This is a genomic window from Nonomuraea sp. NPDC049725 (assembly GCF_040674795.1).
In the GTDB taxonomy this organism is placed as follows: domain Bacteria; phylum Actinomycetota; class Actinomycetes; order Streptosporangiales; family Streptosporangiaceae; genus Nonomuraea; species Nonomuraea ceibae.
This window is the reverse complement of the sequence record NZ_JBFANJ010000002.1, coordinates 519,445-538,268: the sequence shown is the minus strand read 5'-3', so window position 1 is coordinate 538,268 and position 18,824 is coordinate 519,445. Positions and strand designations below refer to the sequence as shown.

Genomic DNA, 18,824 nt, shown 5'->3' with positions numbered 1-18,824 from the left:
GCGTGGCCGCACCTGAAAAGGATCAACAACCAGGCGACGAGGTCGCCGCCTCCGAGTCGGAGGTCGGCGAGCTCGTGGGCAGGCTCACCGCACCCGGTGAGCTCGAGCCGGCCGAGCGGCGCAGGCTGCTCGGCCGACTAGCCCGTGCCCTGTCCACGGGCGCGAGCAAGGCCAGGAAGAGCGGCGCGGGCCGCGGTCGCTGGCTGGCCGACGTCTTCCTCAACATCGCCCCCCGCATCCCCATCAGGGACCTGCACACGCTGTCCGAGCACCACCAGGGGCTGACCGGCGAGGAGCTCGCCGACGACCTCGTCCGCACCGCGCAGAAGGCCACGATGACCGTCGGGGCCATCGGCGGGGCGCTCGCCGCGGCGGAGTTCGCCGCCCCACCCCTCCTCCTCTCCGCTCCCGCCCAGCTCGTCGCCGAGACCATCGTCGTGGCCGCCATCGAGGTCAAGCTCCTGGCCGAGCTGCACGAGGTCTACGGCGTGCACGTGCAGGGCACCGGCGCCCAGCGCGCGGTGGCGTTCACCGCCGCCTGGGCCAAGCAGCGCGGCATCGACCCGCTGGCGCCCGCCTCGGTGACGCTCGCGCTCGGCGCGGCGACCAAGACCGCGCTGCGCAACCGGCTGATGCGCACGCTGGGCCGCCACCTGACCACGCTGGGCCCGTTCCTGACCGGCGCCGTGGCCGGGGGAGCGCTCAACCGGATGGCCACCAAGAAGCTCGGCGAGGCCATCCGCAACGACCTGCGGATCAAGAGCCCGCTGCCGCCGGGGGAGCGTCCCGAGCTAAACCCGTAGCCCGCCGAACGTCATCGCGACCAGCGCGTCGGCCAGCTCGCCGGGCGAGCCGCCGCGCCCCGGCCGGTACCACTCGGTGATCGAGTTGACCGCGCCGAACAGCAGCCGCGTCACCAGCGCCGGATCGAGGTCCGGCCGGATGCTCCCCTCGGCCGCCGCCTCCTTGACCAGGTGGCTCACGAACGCGTCGAACTCCCGCCGCCGCTCCAGCGCCCGCTGCTCGGTCGCGCTGTTGCCGCGCACCCGCAGCAGCAGCGTCACGTACGGCAGCCGCTCCACCAGGATGCGCACGCTCTGCCGCACCACCCGCTCCAGCCGCTCGATCGCCGGGCCCGAGGCGGCGCGCTCGTCGGCGACCAGCGCGGTCAGCCCGTCGAGCGCCCGGTCGAGCGCCCGCGCGAGAAGCTGCTCCTTGCCCGGCACGTGGTAGTAGATGGCGGACTTGGTGACGCCGAGCGCCCTGGCCAGGTCCTCCATGCTGGTCCCGTCGTAGCCGCGCTCGTTGAAGACGCGCACGGCCACGGCGAGCACGGACTCCGGGTCATGTCCGCGTTTGCGTTCGCGTTCCACGCAAGTCTTCCTTGTCAACTGACCGAATGTTCGGTAAACACTCAACCGTCCGGTCGTTCCCTGTCAAGAGGGTGAACAACGATGTTCGAACGCAACCGCGAAACCCTGGACCAGGCCCTGACCGCCGTCGCCCGGCGCGCCTACTGGAGCGCCTACCCCGAGTCGCCGAGCCCCCGCGTCTACGGCGAGGGCGCGGCCGAGCGGGGCAAGGAGGCGTTCGACAGCCTGCTCGGCAAGCCGTTCCCGCTGGAGCAGCCCGGCGAGCGGATCGGCGCCGAGCGCTCGCCGTACGGGATCGACCTGGGTGTCACCTACCCGCGCACGCCCGCCGGCGAACTGCTCGACGCCGCGCGGGCGGCCATGCCCGCCTGGCGCGACGCCGGCCCCGAGGCCCGCGCGCTGGCCTGCGTGGAGATGGTCCGCCGGATCAACGAGCGCAGCTTCGAGCTGGCCCACGCGGTGCAGCACACGACCGGGCAGGCGTTCGTGATGGCCTTCCAGGCGGGCGGCCCGCACGCGCAGGACCGCGCGCTGGAGGCGATCGCGTACGGCTACGCCGCCATGACGGCGTCGGCCGCCACGGCCCGCTGGGAGAAGCCGGGCAAGGGCGAGCCGGTCGTGATGGACAAGCGGTTCACCGTGGTGCCGCGCGGGGTCGCGCTGGTCATCGGCTGCAACACGTTCCCGACCTGGAACGCCTACCCGGGGCTGTTCGCCTCGCTGGTCACCGGCAACCCCGTCGTCGTCAAGCCGCACCCCCGGGCGATCCTGCCGCTGGCCATCAGCGTGGGCGTGGCCCGCGAGGTGCTGGCCGAGGCGGGCTTCGACCCGGCCCTGGTGCAGCTCGCCGTCGAGGAGGGCAGGGGCCTGGCCGTCGAGCTGGCCACCGATCCCCGGGTGCGGGTGGTCGACTTCACCGGCTCCACCGAGTTCGGCGACTGGCTGGAACGCAACGCCGGGCAGGCGCTCGTCCACACGGAGAAGGCCGGGGTCAACACAGTCGTCGTCGACTCGACCGGCTCCTGGCGTGGCATGCTCGCCAACCTCGCGTTCTCGCTGTCGCTCTACAGCGGGCAGATGTGCACCGCGCCGCAGAACATCCTGGTCCCCGCCGGCGGCATCGACACCGACGAGGGGCACAAGAGCTTCGACGAGGTCGCCCGGGGCCTGGCCGCGGCGGTCGACCGGCTGCTCGGCGACGACGCCAAGGCCGTCGAGCTGACCGGCGCGATCGTCAACCCGGAGGTGCTGGCCAGGGTCGAGCAGGCGCCGGAGCTGGGCGAGCCGGTCCTCGCGTCGCGGGCGATCAAGCATCCGGCGTTCCCCGACGCGGTGGTCCGCACCCCGGCGATCGTCCGCGTCGGGCCCGAGCGGGCCGACGTCTTCGGGCGCGAGCACTTCGGGCCGATCTCGTTCGTCGTCCCGACCGACTCCACCGCCGCGAGCCTCGACCTGCTGCGGCGCACGATCACCGAGCGCGGCGCGCTCACCGCGTCGGTCTACTCCACCTCGGAGGACGTGCTGGAGCAGGCCGAGCGGGCCGCGCTCGACGCGGGCGTCAACCTGTCGTGCAACCTCACCGGCGGCGTGTTCGTCAACCAGTCGGCCGCCTTCTCCGACTACCACGGCAGCGGCGCCAACCCGGCCGCCACCGCCTCGCTCACCGACCCCGGCTACGTCGCCGGCCGCTTCCACGTCGTCCAGTCGCGCCGCCCCGCCTCATGAGGATCGGCGTCATCGGCGGCGGCCGCATGGGGGCCGGGATCGCGCAGGTGTTCCTGGCCGCCGGCGACACCGTCACCGTGCAGGAGCCGCAGGCCGACGCCGCCCGCGAGCGGATCGTCCACGGCCTCGGCGTGGCCGAGTCGCGCGGCGGCGGCAGCCGGGCGCGGGCGCTGGAGCGGCTGGCGTTCGGGCCGGTCCCGGCCGACGCCGACCTCGTCGTCGAGGCCGTGCCGGAGGACCCGGCGCTCAAGGCCGTAGTGCTGGGCGAGGCCGAGTCACGGCTGGGGCCCGGCGCGGTGCTGGCCACCAACACCAGCTCGCTGTCGGTCACCGAGCTGTCGGCCGGGCTGGAGCGGCCCGGCCGCTTCCTCGGCCTGCACTTCTTCAACCCGGTGCCGGTGCAGCGGCTGGTCGAGATCGTCGTCACCGCCGCCACCGAGCCCGCCGCCCTCGACCTGGCCCGCGCCTGCGCCGAGCGGCTGGGCAAGACGAGCGTCGTCGTCAACGACTCGCCCGGCTTCGCCACCAGCCGCCTGGGCGTGCTGCTCGGCCTGGAGGCCATCCGCATGGTCGAGGAGGGCGTCGCCTCGGCCGAGGACATCGACACCGCCATGACGCTCGGCTACAACCACCCGATGGGACCGCTCAAGCTCGGCGACCTGGTGGGCCTGGACGTGCGGCTGGCCATCGCCGACTACCTGCACGCCCGGCTGGGCCCGCGCTTCGAACCGCCCCGGCTGCTGCGCGAGATGGTCGCCGAGGGCAGGCTCGGGCGCAAGAGCGGGAAGGGGTTCTACACGTGGTGAGCAGGCCGTTCGCCTCCTCGGCGGACCTGGAGGACAAGCAGCGCAGCTTCGAGGACCTGGGCGGCGGCGTCCACGCGCTCACCGCCGAGGGCGACCCCAACGTCGGCGCCGTCGAGGGCGAGGACTTCCTGGTCTGCTTCGAGGCCATGGCGACCCCCGTGGCGGCCCGCGAATGGCTCGCCCTGCTGCGCGAGCGCACCGACAAGCCGGTGCGCTACCTGGTCCTGTCGCACTACCACGCGGTCCGGGTGCTGGGCGCCTCGGCGTTCGGCGCCGACGCGATCGTGGCCCACGAGAAGACCGCCGAGCTGATCGAGGAGCGCGGCGAGCAGGACTGGGCCAGCGAGTACGGGCGGATGCCCCGGCTGTTCAAGGACCCGGCGTCGATCCCCGGCCTGACCAGGCCCACGGTGACGTTCGGCGACCGGATGACGATCGAGCTCGGCGGCGACCGGGGCCGGGTGGAGCTGCACTACTGCGGGCGCGGCCACACCGAGGGCGACCTGGTGGCGTGGCTGCCCCGGCAGGGCGTGCTGTTCGCCGGCGACCTGGTCGAGTCGCAGGCCGCCCTCTACACCGGCGACGCCTTCCACCGCGACTGGGCCGGGCCGACGCTGGACCGGGTGGCCTCGTTCGGCGCGACGACGCTGGTCGGCGGCAGGGGAGCGGTGGCGCGCGGCAAGGCCGGGGTGGACGCGGCGATCGGGCAGACCCGCGACTTCCTGGCCGTCATGCTCGCCGAGACCGGGCGGGTCCGCGAGCGCGGCGGCACGCTCAAGGACGCCTTCGAGGCCGTGCACCGGGCGCTCGCCCCCCGCTACGGCTCCTGGCCGATCTTCGAGCACTGCCTGCCGTTCAACGTCTCCCGGCTGTGGGACGAGCTGGACGGCGTGACGCGCCCGCGCGTGTGGACCGCCGAGCGCGACCGGCAGGTCTGGGCCCAGCTGCAGTCCTGAAGGGAGCCTCTCGTTGGCCGAGCCGCAGGTCATCGTCGTCGGCGCGGGCCCGGTCGGGCAGAGCGCGGCGCTGCTGCTGGCCCGCTGGGGCGTGCCGGTGCTCGTGCTCGACCAGCGCGAGCGGCGCGACGCCACCGGGTCGAGGTCCATCTGCCAGCAGCGTGACGTGCTCGACATCTGGGCCGCCGCGGGCGCCGGGCGCGTCGCCGAGGAGGGGCTGGCGTGGACCACCGCCCGCACCTACTACCGGGGCGAGGAGCTGTTCTCCTGGACGTTCGGCGGCCAGGGCCCGCTGCCGCCGTGCGTGAACATCTCCCAGGCCCGCACCGAGGAGATCCTCGACGAGGCCATCGCCGCGCAGCCGCTGATCGAGGTGCGCTGGGGCCACCGGGTGACCGGGATCGAGCAGGACAGTGGCGGCGTCACCGTGCGGTGCGGCGAGCGCGTCCTGCGCGCCCCGTACGCGGTCGTGTGCGCGGGGGCGCGGGCGCAGGAGCTGCGGCGGGCGCTCGGCGTCACGTTCGAGGGGGAGACGTTCGACGACCAGTTCCTCATCTGCGACATCCGGGCCGACCTGCCGGGCTGGGAGCACGAGCGCCGCTTCCACTTCGACCCCGAGTGGAACCCGGGGCGGCAGGTGCTCGTCCATCCGTGCCCGGGGTCGTCGTACCGGATCGACTGGCAGATCCCGCCGGACCACGTCCCGTCCGCGGAGGAGGTGGACAGGCGGATCCGGCAGGTGATCGGCGGGCGCGACTACGAGCTGCTGTGGCAGTCGACCTACCGCTTCCACGCGCGGGTGGCCTCCCGGATGCGGGCCGGGCGGGTGCTGCTCGCGGGCGACTGCGCGCACCTGGTGGCGCCGTTCGGGGCGCGCGGCCTCAACTCGGGCGTGCCCGACGCCGAGAACGCGGCCTGGAAACTGGCCTTCGTGCTCCACGGGTGGGCGCCGGAGGAACTGCTGGAGAGCTACCACGCCGAGCGGCACGCGGCGGCGCTGGAGAACCTGGAGGTGACCGGCGCCACCATGCGCTTCCTGGCGCCCCGCACCGAGGAGGAGCGGGCCCGGCGGCGCGCGGCGCTCGGCAGCGGGCGGCCCGAGCAGGTCGACTCCGGCCGCTTCGCCGAGCCGTTCTGGTACGTGGACTCGCCGCTCACCACGCCGGAGCCCACCCGTCCGTTCCGGGGCCGGCCACCCAGGGGATCGCCGTGCGAGCCCGCGCCGGGAGTGATCGTGCCGGACGTGCCGCTGCCCGGGGGACGCCTGCGCGAGCACTGCCGCGATGGATTCCTGGTACTCCTGGGTGAAATGTGCGATTCGGGTTTGTTTGCCCAGGTCTTGGGCAAGGTCACCTTGGCGCCGCTCGCCGTACGCGAGCTCGCGGAGATGGACGGGACCGGCACGCTCGCTGAGAGGCTCGGCGCTGGACCTGGCGAAGCATGGCTGATCAGGCCGGATGCCCACATCGCCGCGATCATCCCCCACGCGGGGCCCGAGACGGTGGCGGACGCCGTGAGACGCGCGTCGCGTCTCGCGTACCAATGAGCCTTTGGGAGGAGATCTCGGGTGGTTGGCCGTAGTTCGTTTCTGATCGTCGCGAACCGGTTGCCGGTGGACCGGACCGTCGACCCGGACGGAACGGCCTCGTGGCGCAGAAGCCCCGGCGGGCTGGTCACCGCCATCGCGCCGGTCATGCAGCGCCGCCACGGCGCCTGGCTCGGCTGGCACGGCGCGGCCGACGAGGAGCTGGAGCCCTTCGAGCAGGACGGCATGAGCCTGATCCCGGTGCCCCTGTCGGCCGAGGAGGTCGAGCTCTACTACGAGGGCTTCTCCAACGCCACGCTCTGGCCGCTCTACCACGACGTGGTCGCGCCGCCGGTCTTCGAGCGGCCCATGTGGGAGACCTACCGCGCCGTCAACGAGCGCTTCGCCGCCGCCGCGGCCGAGGCCGCCGAGGAGGGCGCCGTCGTCTGGGTGCAGGACTACCAGCTCCAGCTCGTGCCCGCCCTGCTGCGCAAGCTCCGGCCCGACCTGCGCATCGGCTTCTTCCTGCACATCCCGTTCCCGCCGGTCGAGCTGTTCTGGCGGCTGCCGTGGCGCAGGGAGCTCGTCGAAGGGCTGCTCGGCGCCGACCTGGTCGGCTTCCAGCTGCCCGGCGGCGCCTCGAACTTCCGCCGCCTGTGCCGCCGGCTGCTCGGCGTCCCGTACAAGGGGAACGAGATCTTCCTGGAGGACCGGGTCGTCACCACGCAGGCGTTCCCGATCTCCGTCGACTTCGGCGAGCTCGACTCCCTCGTCCGCGAGCCGAACATCATCTCCCGGGCCAAGGAGATCAGGGCCGAGCTGGGCGACCCCGAGCACGTGCTGCTGGGCGTGGACCGGCTCGACTACACCAAGGGCATCGGCCAGCGCCTGGAGGCGTTCGGCGAGCTGCTCAAGGACGGCCGCATCGCCCCCGGCGAGGCGACGTTCGTGCAGATCGCCACCCCGAGCCGCGAACGGGTCGAGGAGTACAGGCGGCTGCGCGACGACATCGAGCTGCAGGTGGGCCGGATCAACGGGGAGAACGCGGTCTTCGGCGGCCAGCCGATCCAGTACTTCCACCAGTCCTACGGCAAGCAGGAGCTGGCCGCGCTCTACCTGGCCGCCGACGTCATGGTGGTCACGCCGCTGCGCGACGGGATGAACCTGGTGGCCAAGGAGTACGTCGCCTGCCACCACGACCTGAGTGGCGCGCTGGTGCTCAGCGAGTTCGCCGGGGCGGCCGACGAGCTGCGCCAGTCCTACCTGGTCAACCCGTACGACGTCGAGGACGTCAAGCGTCAGATGCTGGCCGCGATGCGGGCCACGCCGCACGAGCTGGCCCGGCGCATGCGCACGATGCGCCGCCGGGTCGCCACCTACGACGTGGACCGCTGGGCCAGCGAGTTCCTCACAGCTTTGGAGACGCCTGCTTCAGAGCCCGCCACGAGTCATAGCGCTTCTTGGCGGTCCGGTTGACCACGATCTGCGCCACCGACATGCCCACGCCCATCACGACCGCGTAGCCGATCGCCTCACCCATGTTGACCTCGGGCGAGTCGGGATCGACAGGAGGCTCCTTGCCCGTCGCCTTGACCCAGGCGTAGCCGAGGAGCTTCCTGGCCGCCCACGCGGTCACCAGCCCCACCAGACCGCCGACCACCCGCCAGGCGACATCGGGCTTGTCATCAGCCATCCGACCTTCTCCCTTCCCCTTTGTAACGAACACTAGTCTCTACCGCTTCTGCGCCCGCCAAGCCGTACCATAAGGAGGCATGACTCAGCAGCGACTACGCCATGCCCTCATGCCCGAGAAACCGACTCTCGACGGCTTGGAGCAGGTATGGGTAGCCCGCTGGGACGAGCAGGGCACCTACCGCTTCGACCGCACGAGCCCGCGTGAGCGGGTCTACGCGATCGACACGCCGCCGCCCACCGTCTCCGGCTCGCTGCACGTCGGTCACGTCTTCTCCTACACCCACGCCGACATCATGGCCCGTCACCAGCGCATGCTGGGCAAGTCGGTGTTCTACCCCATCGGCTGGGACGACAACGGCCTGCCGACCGAGCGGCGGGTGCAGAACGTCTACGGCGTGCGCTGCGACCCGTCCCTGCCCTACGACCCCGGCTTCACTCCGCCGGACAAGCCGGGCAAGCGGGAGATCTCCATCTCGCGGCGCAACTTCGTGGAGCTGTGCCACAAGCTGACCGAGATCGACGAGCAGGCGTTCGAGGAGGTGTGGCGGCGCGTCGGCCTGTCGGTCGACTGGTCGCTGCTCTACACCACGATCGGCGACGACTCGCGGCGCGTGTCGCAGCGGGCGTTCCTGCGCAACCTGGCACGCGGCGAGGCCTACCTGGCCGAGGCGCCCACCCTGTGGGACGTCAGCTACCGCACCGCCGTCGCCCAGGCCGAGCTGGAGGACCGGGAGTGGCCCGGCGCCTTCCACCGGATCTCCTTCTACGGCGAGAAGGGCCCGGTCTGGATCGAGACGACCCGGCCCGAGCTGATCCCCGCCTGTGTGGCGCTGGTCGCCCACCCCGACGACGAGCGCTACCAGCCGCTGTTCGGCACGTCGGCGCTGTCGCCGCTGTTCGGCGTCGAGGTGCCGATTCTGGCCCACCACCTGGCCGAGCCGGACAAGGGCTCCGGCATCGCGATGATCTGCACATTCGGCGACATCACCGACGTGACCTGGTGGCGCGAGCTCAACCTGGAGACCCGCCCGGTCATCGGCTGGGACGGCCGGCTGCTGCCCGAGCCCCCGGAGGGCGTCGAGCCCGGCCCGTACAAGGAGCTGGCCGGCAAGACCGTCCACAGCGCCCGCGAGCGGATCGTGGAGCTGCTGCGCGAGTCCGGCGACCTCGACGGCGACCCGCGCCCGGTGCAGCGCACGGTGAAGTTCTACGAGCGCGGTGACAAGCCGCTGGAGATCGTCACCACCCGGCAGTGGTACATCCGCAACGGCGGGCGCGACGAGGCGCTGCGCGAGCGGCTGCTGGAGCGCGGGCGCGAGCTGGAGTGGCACCCGCCGCACATGCGGGTCCGCTACGACAACTGGGTGCAGGGCCTGTCCGGCGACTGGCTGATCTCCCGGCAGCGCTTCTTCGGCGTGCCGTTCCCGGTGTGGTACCGGCTCGACGAGGCCGGGCAGCCCGTCTACGACGAGCCGATCACGCCGCCCGAGGAGTCGCTGCCGATCGACCCGTCGTCCGACACCCCGCCGGGCTACACCGAGGACCAGCGCGGCGTGCCCGGCGGGTTCATGGCCGACCCCGACGTGATGGACACCTGGGCCACCTCGTCGCTCACGCCGCAGATCGCGGGCCGCTGGGAGACCGACGACGACCTGTTCCGGCGGGTCTTCCCGGCCGACCTGCGCCCGCAGTCGCACGAGATCATCCGCACCTGGCTGTTCGCCACCGTGGTCCGCTCCCACCTGGAGTTCGGCAGCACGCCGTGGAGCGACGTGGCGATCTCCGGCTGGATCCTCGACCCCGACCGCAAGAAGATGTCCAAGTCCAAGGGCAACGTGGTCACCCCGATGGACCTGCTGGAGCAGCACGGCTCCGACGCGGTCCGCTACTGGGCGGCGGGCGGCCGCTACGGCGTCGACACCGCGTTCGACGCCGGGCAGCTCAAGATCGGCCGGCGGCTGGCCATCAAGATCCTCAACGCGTCGAAGTTCGTGCTCGGGCTCGGCGAGGGCGGCGGCGAGATCACCGAGCCGCTCGACCTGTCGATGCTCGCCGCCCTGTCCGCCACCGTCCGCGAGGCCACCGAGGCGTTCACCGCCTACGAGCACACGCGGGCGCTGGAGGCCGTCGAGCGGTTCTTCTGGACGTTCTGCGACGACTACCTGGAGCTGGTCAAGGCCAGGGCGTACGAGGAAGGCGCGGCGGCGGCGTCGGCGCACGAGGCGCTGCGGCAGGCGCTCGACGTGCTGCTGCGGCTGTTCGCGCCGTTCCTGCCGTTCGTCACCGAGGAGGTGTGGTCGTGGTGGCGCGACGGCTCGGTCCACCGGGCCGCCTGGCCCGAGGCCGGGCAGCCGGGCGGCGACCCCGCCGTGCTGGAGGCCGCCTCCCAGGTGCTGCGCCAGGTCCGCAAGGCCAAGTCCGAGGCCAAGGCGTCGATGCGGGCCGAGGTGTCCCGGCTCACCGTGACCTCGCCGCAGGCCGCCCTCATCCGGCTCGCCCAGGACGACCTGTGCGGGGCGGGCGCGGTCGAGGAGTTCGTCCTGGAGCAGGGCGAGAGCCACACCGTCGAGGTCCTGCTCGGCTCCCCGGCCGTAGCAGCCGTCCAGTAGCCGCTGTTCAGTAGTCGCACACGCCCGTCGGGAAGATCTGCTCCAGGCGGGCGCGTTCGGCCGCCGAGGGCGTCCACGCACCGTAGAGGCCGCGGGCGATCGCCTTCGACACCGGCTGGAGCCGGCACGCGTAGACGCCGCCCTCGATCGGCCCGCCCGCCACCACGCGGGAGGTCGAGTAGAGCGGGAACGCCTTCGTGCACGCCCCCGGCTCCCGCCGGTCCAGGATGCCGTCCCACACGTGCGGCCCGGCCGCGATCTGCGTGCCGTCCACGGCGAAGCAGCGGTCCACCGCCCCGGCGGGCCTGTTGCCCGTCACGCCGCGCCACGGCCGCTCCCGGATCGCGGTCAGCCACTCCTCCATCACGGCCAGCGCCTCGGGCGTCGCGTCGGAGCGCGGCTCGGGCCGGGCGTCGGTGAACCAGATGACCTGGTTGCCCGCCCGGCCGTCGTGGTCCAGCATGCGCTTGCGCGTGGCGAACGACTGGTGGGCGTTGTGCATGTTCAGCCGCTCCTCCAGGTACGGCCGCCAGTCGATCACCGGGATGTCGATGTCGCCGCCGAACACCAGGCCGCTGCGCAGCACGTTCCTGACCGCCACCGGGTCGGGCGCGCGGCGCGGCGCCGGGTCGCCCAGGTTCATGTTGCGCGCGCTCCACGGGTCGACGTCGCCGGGGCAGGCCGACGGGGTGAACGGGCAGCCCTCCTGCACCATGTCGGCCTGCTCCTTCCACGAGCCGGCCTTCGCGTTCACGTCCAGGAACTCCGCGGGCGTGATCACGCCGTCCGTGAGCGCCTTCAGCCCGTACTGGACGCCCACGTTGCCCCACGCCGAGCGGGCGTATCCGGCGGCGTCCACCCCGTACACCTTGCGCAGGTCGTCCCAGTGCGTCCACTGGACGCTCTCCTTGACGCCCGGCGGGTCGGTCCGCTCCCATTCCGGAGCGTCGTCGTCGGTCCAGCGCGGGTTCATGGCCAGCGGGGTCAGGCCGCGCCAGCCGGTCACGCACTCGTCCGAGCCGGGCTTGCCGGTGAACGGGTTCACGACCGTGTCGCTCGCGTTCATGCCGATGAGCGCGGTGCGGTCCTCCCAGCGGGCCCAGCGCGGGTTGCCGTCCATGTACCGTTCGAGCAGCTCGCAGTCGCCCACGTGGATGGTCTGGGTGACCATGTCCGGATAGGAATACTGCGCGATGGCCGCGTCGATGATCCGGTTCCCGTGGTTCTGTCCGTAGATGTACTGCTGGATGCCGCCGCCCGAGCCGCCCACGCCCACCGTGTACAGCGGCACCCCGTACGTCTCGACGAAGCGCTCCTTGACCATGAGCGCCGTCTCGCCGCCCAGGATCAGGTTGTAGTGGGTCGAGGTGCGGGTGCCCGACGAGTGCAGGATCGCGTACCCCTGGCCCAGCCCGTACGGGTCCAGCGCCCCGGAGCCGAGCGTGCCCTGGTCGTGGCCGATCGCCACGCCGCCGTCGAACTGGTAGACCGCCCGGCCGGTGTAGCCGTCCTCCAGCGCCGCGATCGAGTAGACGAACCGGTTGATCACGCCGCGCTCGCGCCGCACCACGAAGTCGACGGTCCGGCCGTCCAGCGTCGTGGTCGTCGCCAGGTCCGCCGGGCGGCCCCGCGGCGGCATCGGCTTGAACGCGCCGCCGGTCGAGCGGTAGAGGCGGTCGGTGACCGGGGGCGCGAAGCAGTCGCGGCTCCAGCCGCCCGCCACCCGCATGCCCTGACCGTCCCGGTTGTCGGCCACGGGCGGGCCGAGCCCGCTCCGCTCCGTCTTGCACACGAACGGGTACTGGTGCTCGCCGGAGAAGATCGGGCCGGAGATCGGGTGGTTGCGCACCCGCAGCGAGTCACGGTGCCGGCCCGCGTACGCGGTGATCGTGCCCGTCCCGGCCGCCAGCCCCGTCACCAGGCCCGTGTACGTGCGCCCGCCCGGGTCGGCCCGGAAGGCCGCGCTGACGTCGGCGCCGTCACGCAGCACCCTCGGCCGCTCGCCGCGCGGCACCCGTACCCGGACCAGGGCGTCACCGCCGCTGACCTGGTCGGCGCGGCTGGAGAGCACCTCGACCGAGACCTTCACCGAGAGCTCAGTCGAGAGCTCAGTCGAGACCTCAGTCGAGAGCTCGCCCGCGGCTGTGCCCCCGCCCGCCCGCGCCGGGGAGGCCGGAGCCGCCGCCAGCCCCAGGACGACCGCGAGCGCCACCGCGCCCGCTTTCCTGGCCCCGCCCGCCTTCACGGCCCCGCCCGCCTTCACGGCCCCGCCTGGATTCACGGCCCCGACTGGATTCATGACCATGACGGTGACACGGCGGCACCGCCTTGCCCAGGCCCGAACTTTTAACCGCGCGCATCCTCGGCTCCGGCGTGCCAGTCTTGAAACGTGCTGACCGACCGACCCACCAAACTCGTGCCCCCCGTGCTCGCCCGCATGGCCGCGTGGTGCCTGTGCCTGGTCCTCGTCGGCGTGGTCGTCTACTTCTTCGTCCAGGTGATCGCCCGGCTCAGCTTCGTGGCGCTGCCCGTCGCGATCGCGCTGCTGCTGACCGCGCTGCTCTTCCCGCTGACCCGGAGCCTGCGCGAGGCCGGGCTGCGGCCCATCTGGGCCACCTGGCTCACCATGCTCGCCGCGCTGGCCGTGCTGGTGGGCACCGGCTGGCTGGTGGGCGTGCGCGCCACCGAGGAATTCCCCAACCTGGTCAAGCAGGTCGAGGCCACCGTCGCCGACGTGCAGCAGTGGCTCACCACCGGGCCGCTGCACCTGGAGCAGGCGCAGATCAGCGCGTACGTCGCCGAAGTCGTCAAGATGATCAACGCCCAGCGCGACGCCATCACCGGCACCGTGCTGTCCGCCGGGGCGGTGGCCGTCGAGGTGCTCGCCTCCATCGTGCTGCTGCTGTTCGTGACGTTCTTCCTGCTCAAGGACGGCGAGCGGATCTGGTCGTGGTTCCTCAAGGGGTTCGGCGGGATGTCGCCGCGCGTCGACCGGGCCGGGCGGGCCGCGTGGACCACGCTGTCGCACTACGTGCAGGGCAGCGTCCTGGTGGCCGCCGTGCACGGCGTCGTCATGGGCATCGTGCTGGCCGGCATGGGGGTGCCGCTGTGGGCACCGCTGGCCGTGCTCATCTTCTTCGCCAGCTTCATCCCGATCGTCGGCATCTTCTTCGCCGGCACCGTCGCCACCCTGGTCACGCTGGGCGCCAAGGGCATCGTCTACGCGCTCATCTTCGTCGGCATCCTGGTCATCGAGCAGCAGCTGGAGAACCACGTGCTGCAGCCGCTGATCGTCGGCCGGGCGCTGCGGTTCCACCCGCTGGCGATCATCCTCGTGCTGTCCGTGGGCGGCATCCTGGCGGGCATCGCGGGCGCCGTCGTCGCGGTGCCGATCGCCGCGGTCATCTACCGCGCGCTGCCCGAGCTGCGCTCCGACCCGCCCTCGCTGCCGCCCCCGCCCCGCCCGGCGGGCGACGCCGGGACAGGCCCGCCGGACGGGCCGCCGGACGGGCCCACGGACGGGCCCACGGACGGACCCACGGACGGGCCGTCGGGCGGCCCTTCGGACGGATGCCCCGACGGAGGCCCCGACGGGCCCACGGACGGGCTCCCGGATGATCCCCCGGAACAGGGACGTTCCCCCGCCGCGACCCGGGCCGGTGCCGACACGGAGTAGCCTCGTCACCCGTGACTCGTTCCACCGTTACCACCCCGCCGCCCGGCGCCGAGCCGCCCAAGGCGCACCCCGGCGCGCCCGGCCCCGGCGCCGCCCTCGGCTCCCACTACAGCCGCTGCTTCGGCTGCGGCGCCGACCACCCCACCGGCCTGCACATCAACGCCGTCACCCCGGACGGCAACACCGTCGAGGCCGAGTTCACCGTGGGGGAGGCGCACCAGGGCGCGCCCCGGCTCGCGCACGGCGGCGTGCTCGCCGCCGCCATGGACGAGGTCATCGGAATGTCCGTCTGGCTGTTCCACAAGCCCTATGTCACGGGACGGCTGGAGACCGACTACCTCCTCCCCGTTCCCGTGGGCACAACACTCCACCTGCGTGCCTGGTGCAACGGGATCTCGGGCCGCAAGGCGTACCTTGAGGCGGAGGGGCGCATCGGCGCCCCCGACGGCCCGGTCGCCGTCCGCGCGGCGGCGCTGTTCATCGAGGTGGACATGGCGCACTTCGCCGAGCACGGCGACCTCGCGGCCATCGCCGCCGAGCACCAGGACTACGAGGTGAACCCGTGACCGAGGTGGAGGTCCTCATCCAGCGCCTCGACCCCGGGCTGCCGGTGCCCCGCTACGCCCACCCCGGCGACGCGGGCGCCGACCTCTACTCCGCCGAGGACGCCGAGCTGCTGCCGGGGGAGCGGGCCGTCATCCGCACCGGCGTGGCGATCGCGCTGCCCGACGGCTACGCGGCCTTCGTCCACCCTCGCTCCGGCCTGGCCGCCAGGCACGGCATCACGATGGTGAACGCGCCCGGCACGGTCGACGCCGGCTACCGGGGCGAGGTCAAGGTCACGCTGATCAACACCGACGCGAAGGAGCCGTTCCGCCTGCGCCGCGGCGACCGGCTGGCCCAGCTCGTCTTCCAGCGGGTGGAGCGGGCGGCCTTCCGCGAGGTGGAGAGCCTGCCGGAGTCCGCTCGGGGCGCCGGCGGGCACGGTTCGACCGGACGCTGAAAGACACTGACAAGATCAGGGAGAGTGAGACAACGTGTTGCGACGTCGCCGTCGTGAGCAGCCGGAGCAGGTGGCGGAGGAGACCGCCGCCGTCCCTGCGCGCGAATCCGGCCCGTGGGACGCCGACGAGCCCCACCCCGACCACGACCGCACCGACCTGGGCGGGCTGCGCCTGCCCCACAACCCGGCCTTCGACGTCCGGCTGGCCTCCGTGGGGGACCAGCACGTCGGCGTGGTCGCGCTGTGGGAGGAGAGCTCGCTGCAGCTCCAGGCGCTGGCCGCGCCGAAGAGCTCGGGCCTGTGGGACGAGATCAGGACCAAGATCAAGGCGAGCGCCCCGGCGCTGGAGGAGCGCGAGGGCCCGTTCGGGCCCGAGCTGGCCGGGCAGATCCCCGTCGAGGGCGGCAGCCGCCCGGCCCGCTACCTGGGCATCGACGGCCCCCGCTGGTTCCTGCTCGCCGTGATCAACGGCCGCGCCGCGGTCGACGACACGGTGGCCGAGGCGTTCGTCGAGTTCGTCAAGGACGTCGTGGTCGTCCGCGGCGACGAGCCGATGGCCCGCGAGGAATCGATCCCGCTGCGCCGCCCCAACGAGCAGCCGGTCGCCGAGCAGCCCGAGGCCCAGCAGCAGAACCCGTTCAAACGCGGCCCCGAAATCAGCGAGATACGCTGACGCGTCCTTATCACATAGGCTGAACCATCATGAGTACGGCAGAGCCTCCGAAACGCGGAGGATTGCGGGCCTTCTTCAGCAGGCTGGCCACGAGCCGGTCCGAGCTGGAGGCACAGGAGCTTCGTGAGGGCGCCGACGAGGCAGGCGCCACGCCCATCGCCTCGTGTGGCGGCCGACGCCGGTTCTGCGTAGCCGGTACGCTACGGACGGTCACCCTGCGTCCGCGAGGCGGCGCCCCCGCCCTGGAGGCCGAGCTGTACGACGGCTCCGACGTGATCGACCTGGTATGGCTCGGCCGCCGCAAGATCGCGGGGATCGAGCCGGGCCGGCCGGTCAAGGCCGAAGGGCTGGTCAGCATGCAGGACGGCCGCAAGGTGATGTTCAATCCGCGATACGAGCTGCGCCCAGGGAGTTGATCAGGTGAGTGCTGAGGCCGGAGAAGCCGCCCACGACACCGTCGAGGCGGCGGTGCGAGCCCAGCTCGCCAAGGCGTTCGGCGGCGTGCGCGGCATCATCGAGGCGGCGGTGCCGACGATCGCCTTCACGCTGACCTGGATCACGACCGAGCAGCTCCGGCTGTCGCTGATCGTCAGCATCACGCTGGCGGTGGCGCTGCTGCTGGTGCGGCTCGTGCAGCGGTCCACGCCGCAGTTCGTGATCAACAGCCTCATCGGCATCGCGATCGGCGCGTTCTTCGCCAGCCGCACCGGTGACGCGAAGGACTACTTCCTGCCCGGCATCCTGTGGAACGCCGCCTACTCGGTCGGGATGCTGGTCTCGATCGTCGCCCGGTGGCCGGTCGTCGGCTTCCTCATCGGGTCGGTCACCAACGACCCGGTGGGGTGGCACAAGGACCCCGGCATCGTGAAGCTCTGCACCCGGCTCACCTGGCTGCTCATGATCCCGTGCGTGGTGCGGGTGGCCGTGCAGCTTCCGGTCTACCTGTTCGGCGGCGGCGACCCGGCGGTGGCGGCGCTCGGCTTCGCGAAGATCGTCATGGGCTGGCCGTTGCAGGTGGCGGCGCTGGCCGCGATGGTGTGGGTGCTCGGCCGCGGCCGCACCCCGCTCAACCCGCCCGCCCCGGCCTGACCCCTTCCGCCCGGCGAACCCGTCTCTCGAACGAGAGGCGGGTTCCGCCATTCCCGGGCGGGCCCGGACCGGAGAAGCCGGGGCTGGAGTGGGCGGGGGCCGGAGGCGGGCGGGGGGCCGAAGGGGGCGGCCCTCGTCGATCGCCTGGTGGACGAGCCCCACCTGGTTGGCGGCCACGCCCGCGAGGTGGCCGATCCGGCGGCGCAGCCGGGTGGACTCCGTCAGCCGCTGCCGTCCGGCCCGGTCGATCCCGTCGCCGTCCTCCGCCGGCGCCGTCATGGGTCAGTGCTGGGAGAGCAGGTGGGCGAGCTCCTGCTCGACCTCCTGGTTGGCCACGAACAGCAGCTCGTCGCCCGCCTCCAGGGGGTCGTCGGCGGTCGGCACCAGGACGCGGCCCTCGCGCAGGATCGCCACCAGCGCCGAGTCCGTGGGCCACGGCACCGTGCCGGCCCGCTGGCCCACCACCGGCGCGTCGTCGGCCAGCGTGAGCTCGACCAGGTTGGCCTGCCCCTGGCGGAACGTCATCAGCCGCACCAGGTCGCCGACGCTGACCGCCTCCTCGACGAGCGCGCTCAGCAGGCGCGGCGTGGAGACCGCGACGTCGACGCCCCACGACTCGTTGAACAGCCACTCGTTGTTGGGGTGGTTGATGCGCGCGACCACGCGCGGCACCCCGTACTCGGTCTTGGCCAGCAGCGACACGACCAGGTTGACCTTGTCGTCGCCGGAGGAGGCGACGACGACGTGGCAGTTGCTGAGCCCGGCCTCGTCGAGGGAGGCGATCTCGCAGGCGTCGGCGAGCAGCCACTCGGCGCGCGGCACGCTGTCGATCTTGATGGCCTTGGGGTTGACGTCGATGAGCAGGACCTCGTGGCCGTTCTCGAGGAGCTCGGCGGCGATGGAGCGGCCGACGGCGCCGGCCCCGGCGATGGCGACGCGCATCACTCGTCCTCTTCCGGTGCCTCGGCCAGCACCTGGTTGATCCGGTCCATGTCGTCCTCGGCGGCGATGACGTGCAGCACGTCGCCGTCCTGCACCATCGTGGTGCCGGTGATGACCACGGCCTCGCCCATCCGGTTGAGGAAGGCGATGCGGGCCCCGGCGTGCGCCTCCAGGTCGACGACGCGGGTGCCGATCCAGGCCGGGTTGACCGTCACCTCGGCCAGCACGACGGTGCCGGTCGGGTCGCGCCACAGCGGCTCGGCCCCCTCGGGCAGGACGCGGCGCAGGATCTGGTCGGCGGTCCAGCGCACGGTCGCCACGGTCGGGATGCCGAGCCGCTGGTAGACCTCGGCGCGCCGGGGGTCGTAGATGCGCGCCACCACGTCGTCGACGCCGAACGTCTCGCGGGCCACGCGGGCGGAGATGATGTTGGAGTTGTCGCCGCTGGAGACCGCCACGAACGCGGCGGCGGACTCGACGCCCGCCTCGGTGAGCACGTCGCGGTCGAAGCCGATGCCGGTGACCCGGCGGCCGCGGAACCCGGCCCGCAGCCTGCGGAACGCCTGCGGGTCCCGGTCGATGATCGCGACCGAATGCCCGTTGTCCTCAAGGATGTGCGCGAGGGTCGATCCGACCCGGCCACACCCCATGATCACTATATGCATACTCCCCCGCACTCCGCGGTCGGCCCGTTGCTCGACACCAGTATGGCGTCCACCGGGAGCGCCCCGTCGGCGGCACAGGCACATAGG

The 18,824-nt window shown here is 72.6% G+C and carries 18 protein-coding genes; 13 read left to right on the top strand and 5 right to left on the bottom strand.

The window, feature by feature from the left end; all coding sequences use genetic code 11:
* Positions 1–2: 2 nt before the first annotated feature.
* Complete coding sequence (locus AB0J53_RS06900; RefSeq protein ID WP_364169316.1) at positions 3–803, top strand: hypothetical protein; 801 nt, start codon at positions 3–5, stop codon at positions 801–803.
* Here the strand turns inward: AB0J53_RS06900 and AB0J53_RS06895 are convergent.
* A complete protein-coding gene (locus AB0J53_RS06895; protein ID WP_357591568.1) occupies positions 792–1,373 on the bottom strand; it encodes a TetR/AcrR family transcriptional regulator in 582 nt (193 codons plus the stop codon). The two genes, AB0J53_RS06900 and AB0J53_RS06895, sit on opposite strands and share 12 nt — an antisense overlap.
* A gap of 81 nt (positions 1,374–1,454) precedes the next feature.
* On the opposite strand from AB0J53_RS06895, the gene paaN reads away from it, so the two are divergent.
* From paaN to AB0J53_RS06870, 5 genes are read left to right on the top strand one after another with little or no spacing between them, the layout of a single operon-like run.
* Positions 1,455–3,098 carry a phenylacetic acid degradation protein PaaN gene (gene paaN, locus AB0J53_RS06890; RefSeq protein ID WP_364169312.1) on the top strand — a complete coding sequence of 548 codons (1,644 nt, stop codon included), beginning with the start codon at positions 1,455–1,457 and terminating at the stop codon, positions 3,096–3,098.
* Positions 3,095–3,904 (top strand): 3-hydroxyacyl-CoA dehydrogenase family protein, encoded by an 810-nt coding sequence (locus AB0J53_RS06885; protein ID WP_219507744.1) that lies wholly within the window; start codon positions 3,095–3,097, stop codon positions 3,902–3,904. The genes paaN and AB0J53_RS06885 overlap by 4 nt, the downstream gene beginning before the upstream one ends.
* Positions 3,901–4,860 (top strand): MBL fold metallo-hydrolase, encoded by a 960-nt coding sequence (locus tag AB0J53_RS06880; protein WP_364169856.1) that lies wholly within the window; start codon positions 3,901–3,903, stop codon positions 4,858–4,860. Before AB0J53_RS06885 ends, AB0J53_RS06880 begins: the two co-directional genes overlap by 4 nt.
* Before the next feature lie 13 nt (positions 4,861–4,873).
* Positions 4,874–6,406 carry an FAD-dependent monooxygenase gene (locus tag AB0J53_RS06875; protein ID WP_364169309.1) on the top strand — a complete coding sequence of 511 codons (1,533 nt, stop codon included), beginning with the start codon at positions 4,874–4,876 and terminating at the stop codon, positions 6,404–6,406.
* A gap of 21 nt (positions 6,407–6,427) precedes the next feature.
* Positions 6,428–7,861 (top strand): trehalose-6-phosphate synthase, encoded by a 1,434-nt coding sequence (locus AB0J53_RS06870; RefSeq protein ID WP_364169306.1) that lies wholly within the window; start codon positions 6,428–6,430, stop codon positions 7,859–7,861.
* On the opposite strand, the gene AB0J53_RS06865 is transcribed toward AB0J53_RS06870, so the two are convergent.
* Positions 7,794–8,078 carry a DUF4235 domain-containing protein gene (locus AB0J53_RS06865; RefSeq protein WP_219507747.1) on the bottom strand — a complete coding sequence of 95 codons (285 nt, stop codon included), beginning with the start codon at positions 8,076–8,078 and terminating at the stop codon, positions 7,794–7,796. The genes AB0J53_RS06870 and AB0J53_RS06865 overlap by 68 nt on opposite strands.
* Before the next feature lie 109 nt (positions 8,079–8,187).
* On the opposite strand from AB0J53_RS06865, the gene valS reads away from it, so the two are divergent.
* Positions 8,188–10,689, top strand: a complete 2,502-nt coding sequence (valS, locus tag AB0J53_RS06860; protein WP_364169302.1) for a valine--tRNA ligase — start codon at positions 8,188–8,190, stop codon at positions 10,687–10,689.
* Positions 10,690–10,696: 7 nt separating this feature from the next.
* On the opposite strand, the gene AB0J53_RS06855 is transcribed toward valS, so the two are convergent.
* On the bottom strand, positions 10,697–12,988 hold the full coding sequence (locus AB0J53_RS06855) for a DUF6351 family protein (RefSeq protein WP_364169299.1): 2,292 nt from the start codon (positions 12,986–12,988) through the stop codon (positions 10,697–10,699).
* Positions 12,989–13,078: 90 nt separating this feature from the next.
* Here AB0J53_RS06855 and AB0J53_RS06850 point away from each other — a divergent pair, with 90 nt between their 5' ends.
* Genes AB0J53_RS06850 through AB0J53_RS06825 form a run of 6 tightly spaced genes read left to right on the top strand, consistent with a single transcriptional unit; the run spans position 13,079 to position 17,130 of the window.
* Positions 13,079–14,365, top strand: coding sequence for an AI-2E family transporter (locus tag AB0J53_RS06850; protein ID WP_364169296.1), 1,287 nt, complete (start codon positions 13,079–13,081; stop codon positions 14,363–14,365).
* A gap of 11 nt (positions 14,366–14,376) precedes the next feature.
* Positions 14,377–14,931: a PaaI family thioesterase gene (locus AB0J53_RS06845; protein WP_357591561.1), complete on the top strand. Its 555-nt coding sequence runs from the start codon at positions 14,377–14,379 to the stop codon at positions 14,929–14,931.
* Complete coding sequence (gene dut / locus AB0J53_RS06840; RefSeq protein ID WP_219507754.1) at positions 14,928–15,368, top strand: dUTP diphosphatase; 441 nt, start codon at positions 14,928–14,930, stop codon at positions 15,366–15,368. Before AB0J53_RS06845 ends, dut begins: the two co-directional genes overlap by 4 nt.
* Positions 15,369–15,402: 34 nt before the next feature.
* Positions 15,403–16,041 carry a DUF3710 domain-containing protein gene (locus tag AB0J53_RS06835; RefSeq protein ID WP_308125868.1) on the top strand — a complete coding sequence of 213 codons (639 nt, stop codon included), beginning with the start codon at positions 15,403–15,405 and terminating at the stop codon, positions 16,039–16,041.
* Positions 16,042–16,070: 29 nt separating this feature from the next.
* Positions 16,071–16,457, top strand: a complete 387-nt coding sequence (locus AB0J53_RS06830; RefSeq protein WP_049570465.1) for an OB-fold nucleic acid binding domain-containing protein — start codon at positions 16,071–16,073, stop codon at positions 16,455–16,457.
* Between the two features lie 4 nt (positions 16,458–16,461).
* Entirely contained in the window at positions 16,462–17,130 is a 669-nt protein-coding gene (locus tag AB0J53_RS06825) for a DUF3159 domain-containing protein (RefSeq protein ID WP_308125869.1), read from the top strand.
* 282 nt (positions 17,131–17,412) lie between these two features.
* On the opposite strand, the gene AB0J53_RS06820 is transcribed toward AB0J53_RS06825, so the two are convergent.
* Entirely contained in the window at positions 17,413–18,072 is a 660-nt protein-coding gene (locus AB0J53_RS06820) for a TrkA family potassium uptake protein (protein ID WP_219507758.1), read from the bottom strand.
* Entirely contained in the window at positions 18,072–18,737 is a 666-nt protein-coding gene (locus AB0J53_RS06815) for a TrkA family potassium uptake protein (protein WP_219507760.1), read from the bottom strand. Before AB0J53_RS06815 ends, AB0J53_RS06820 begins: the two co-directional genes overlap by 1 nt.
* Between the last annotated feature and the right edge of the window lie 87 nt (positions 18,738–18,824).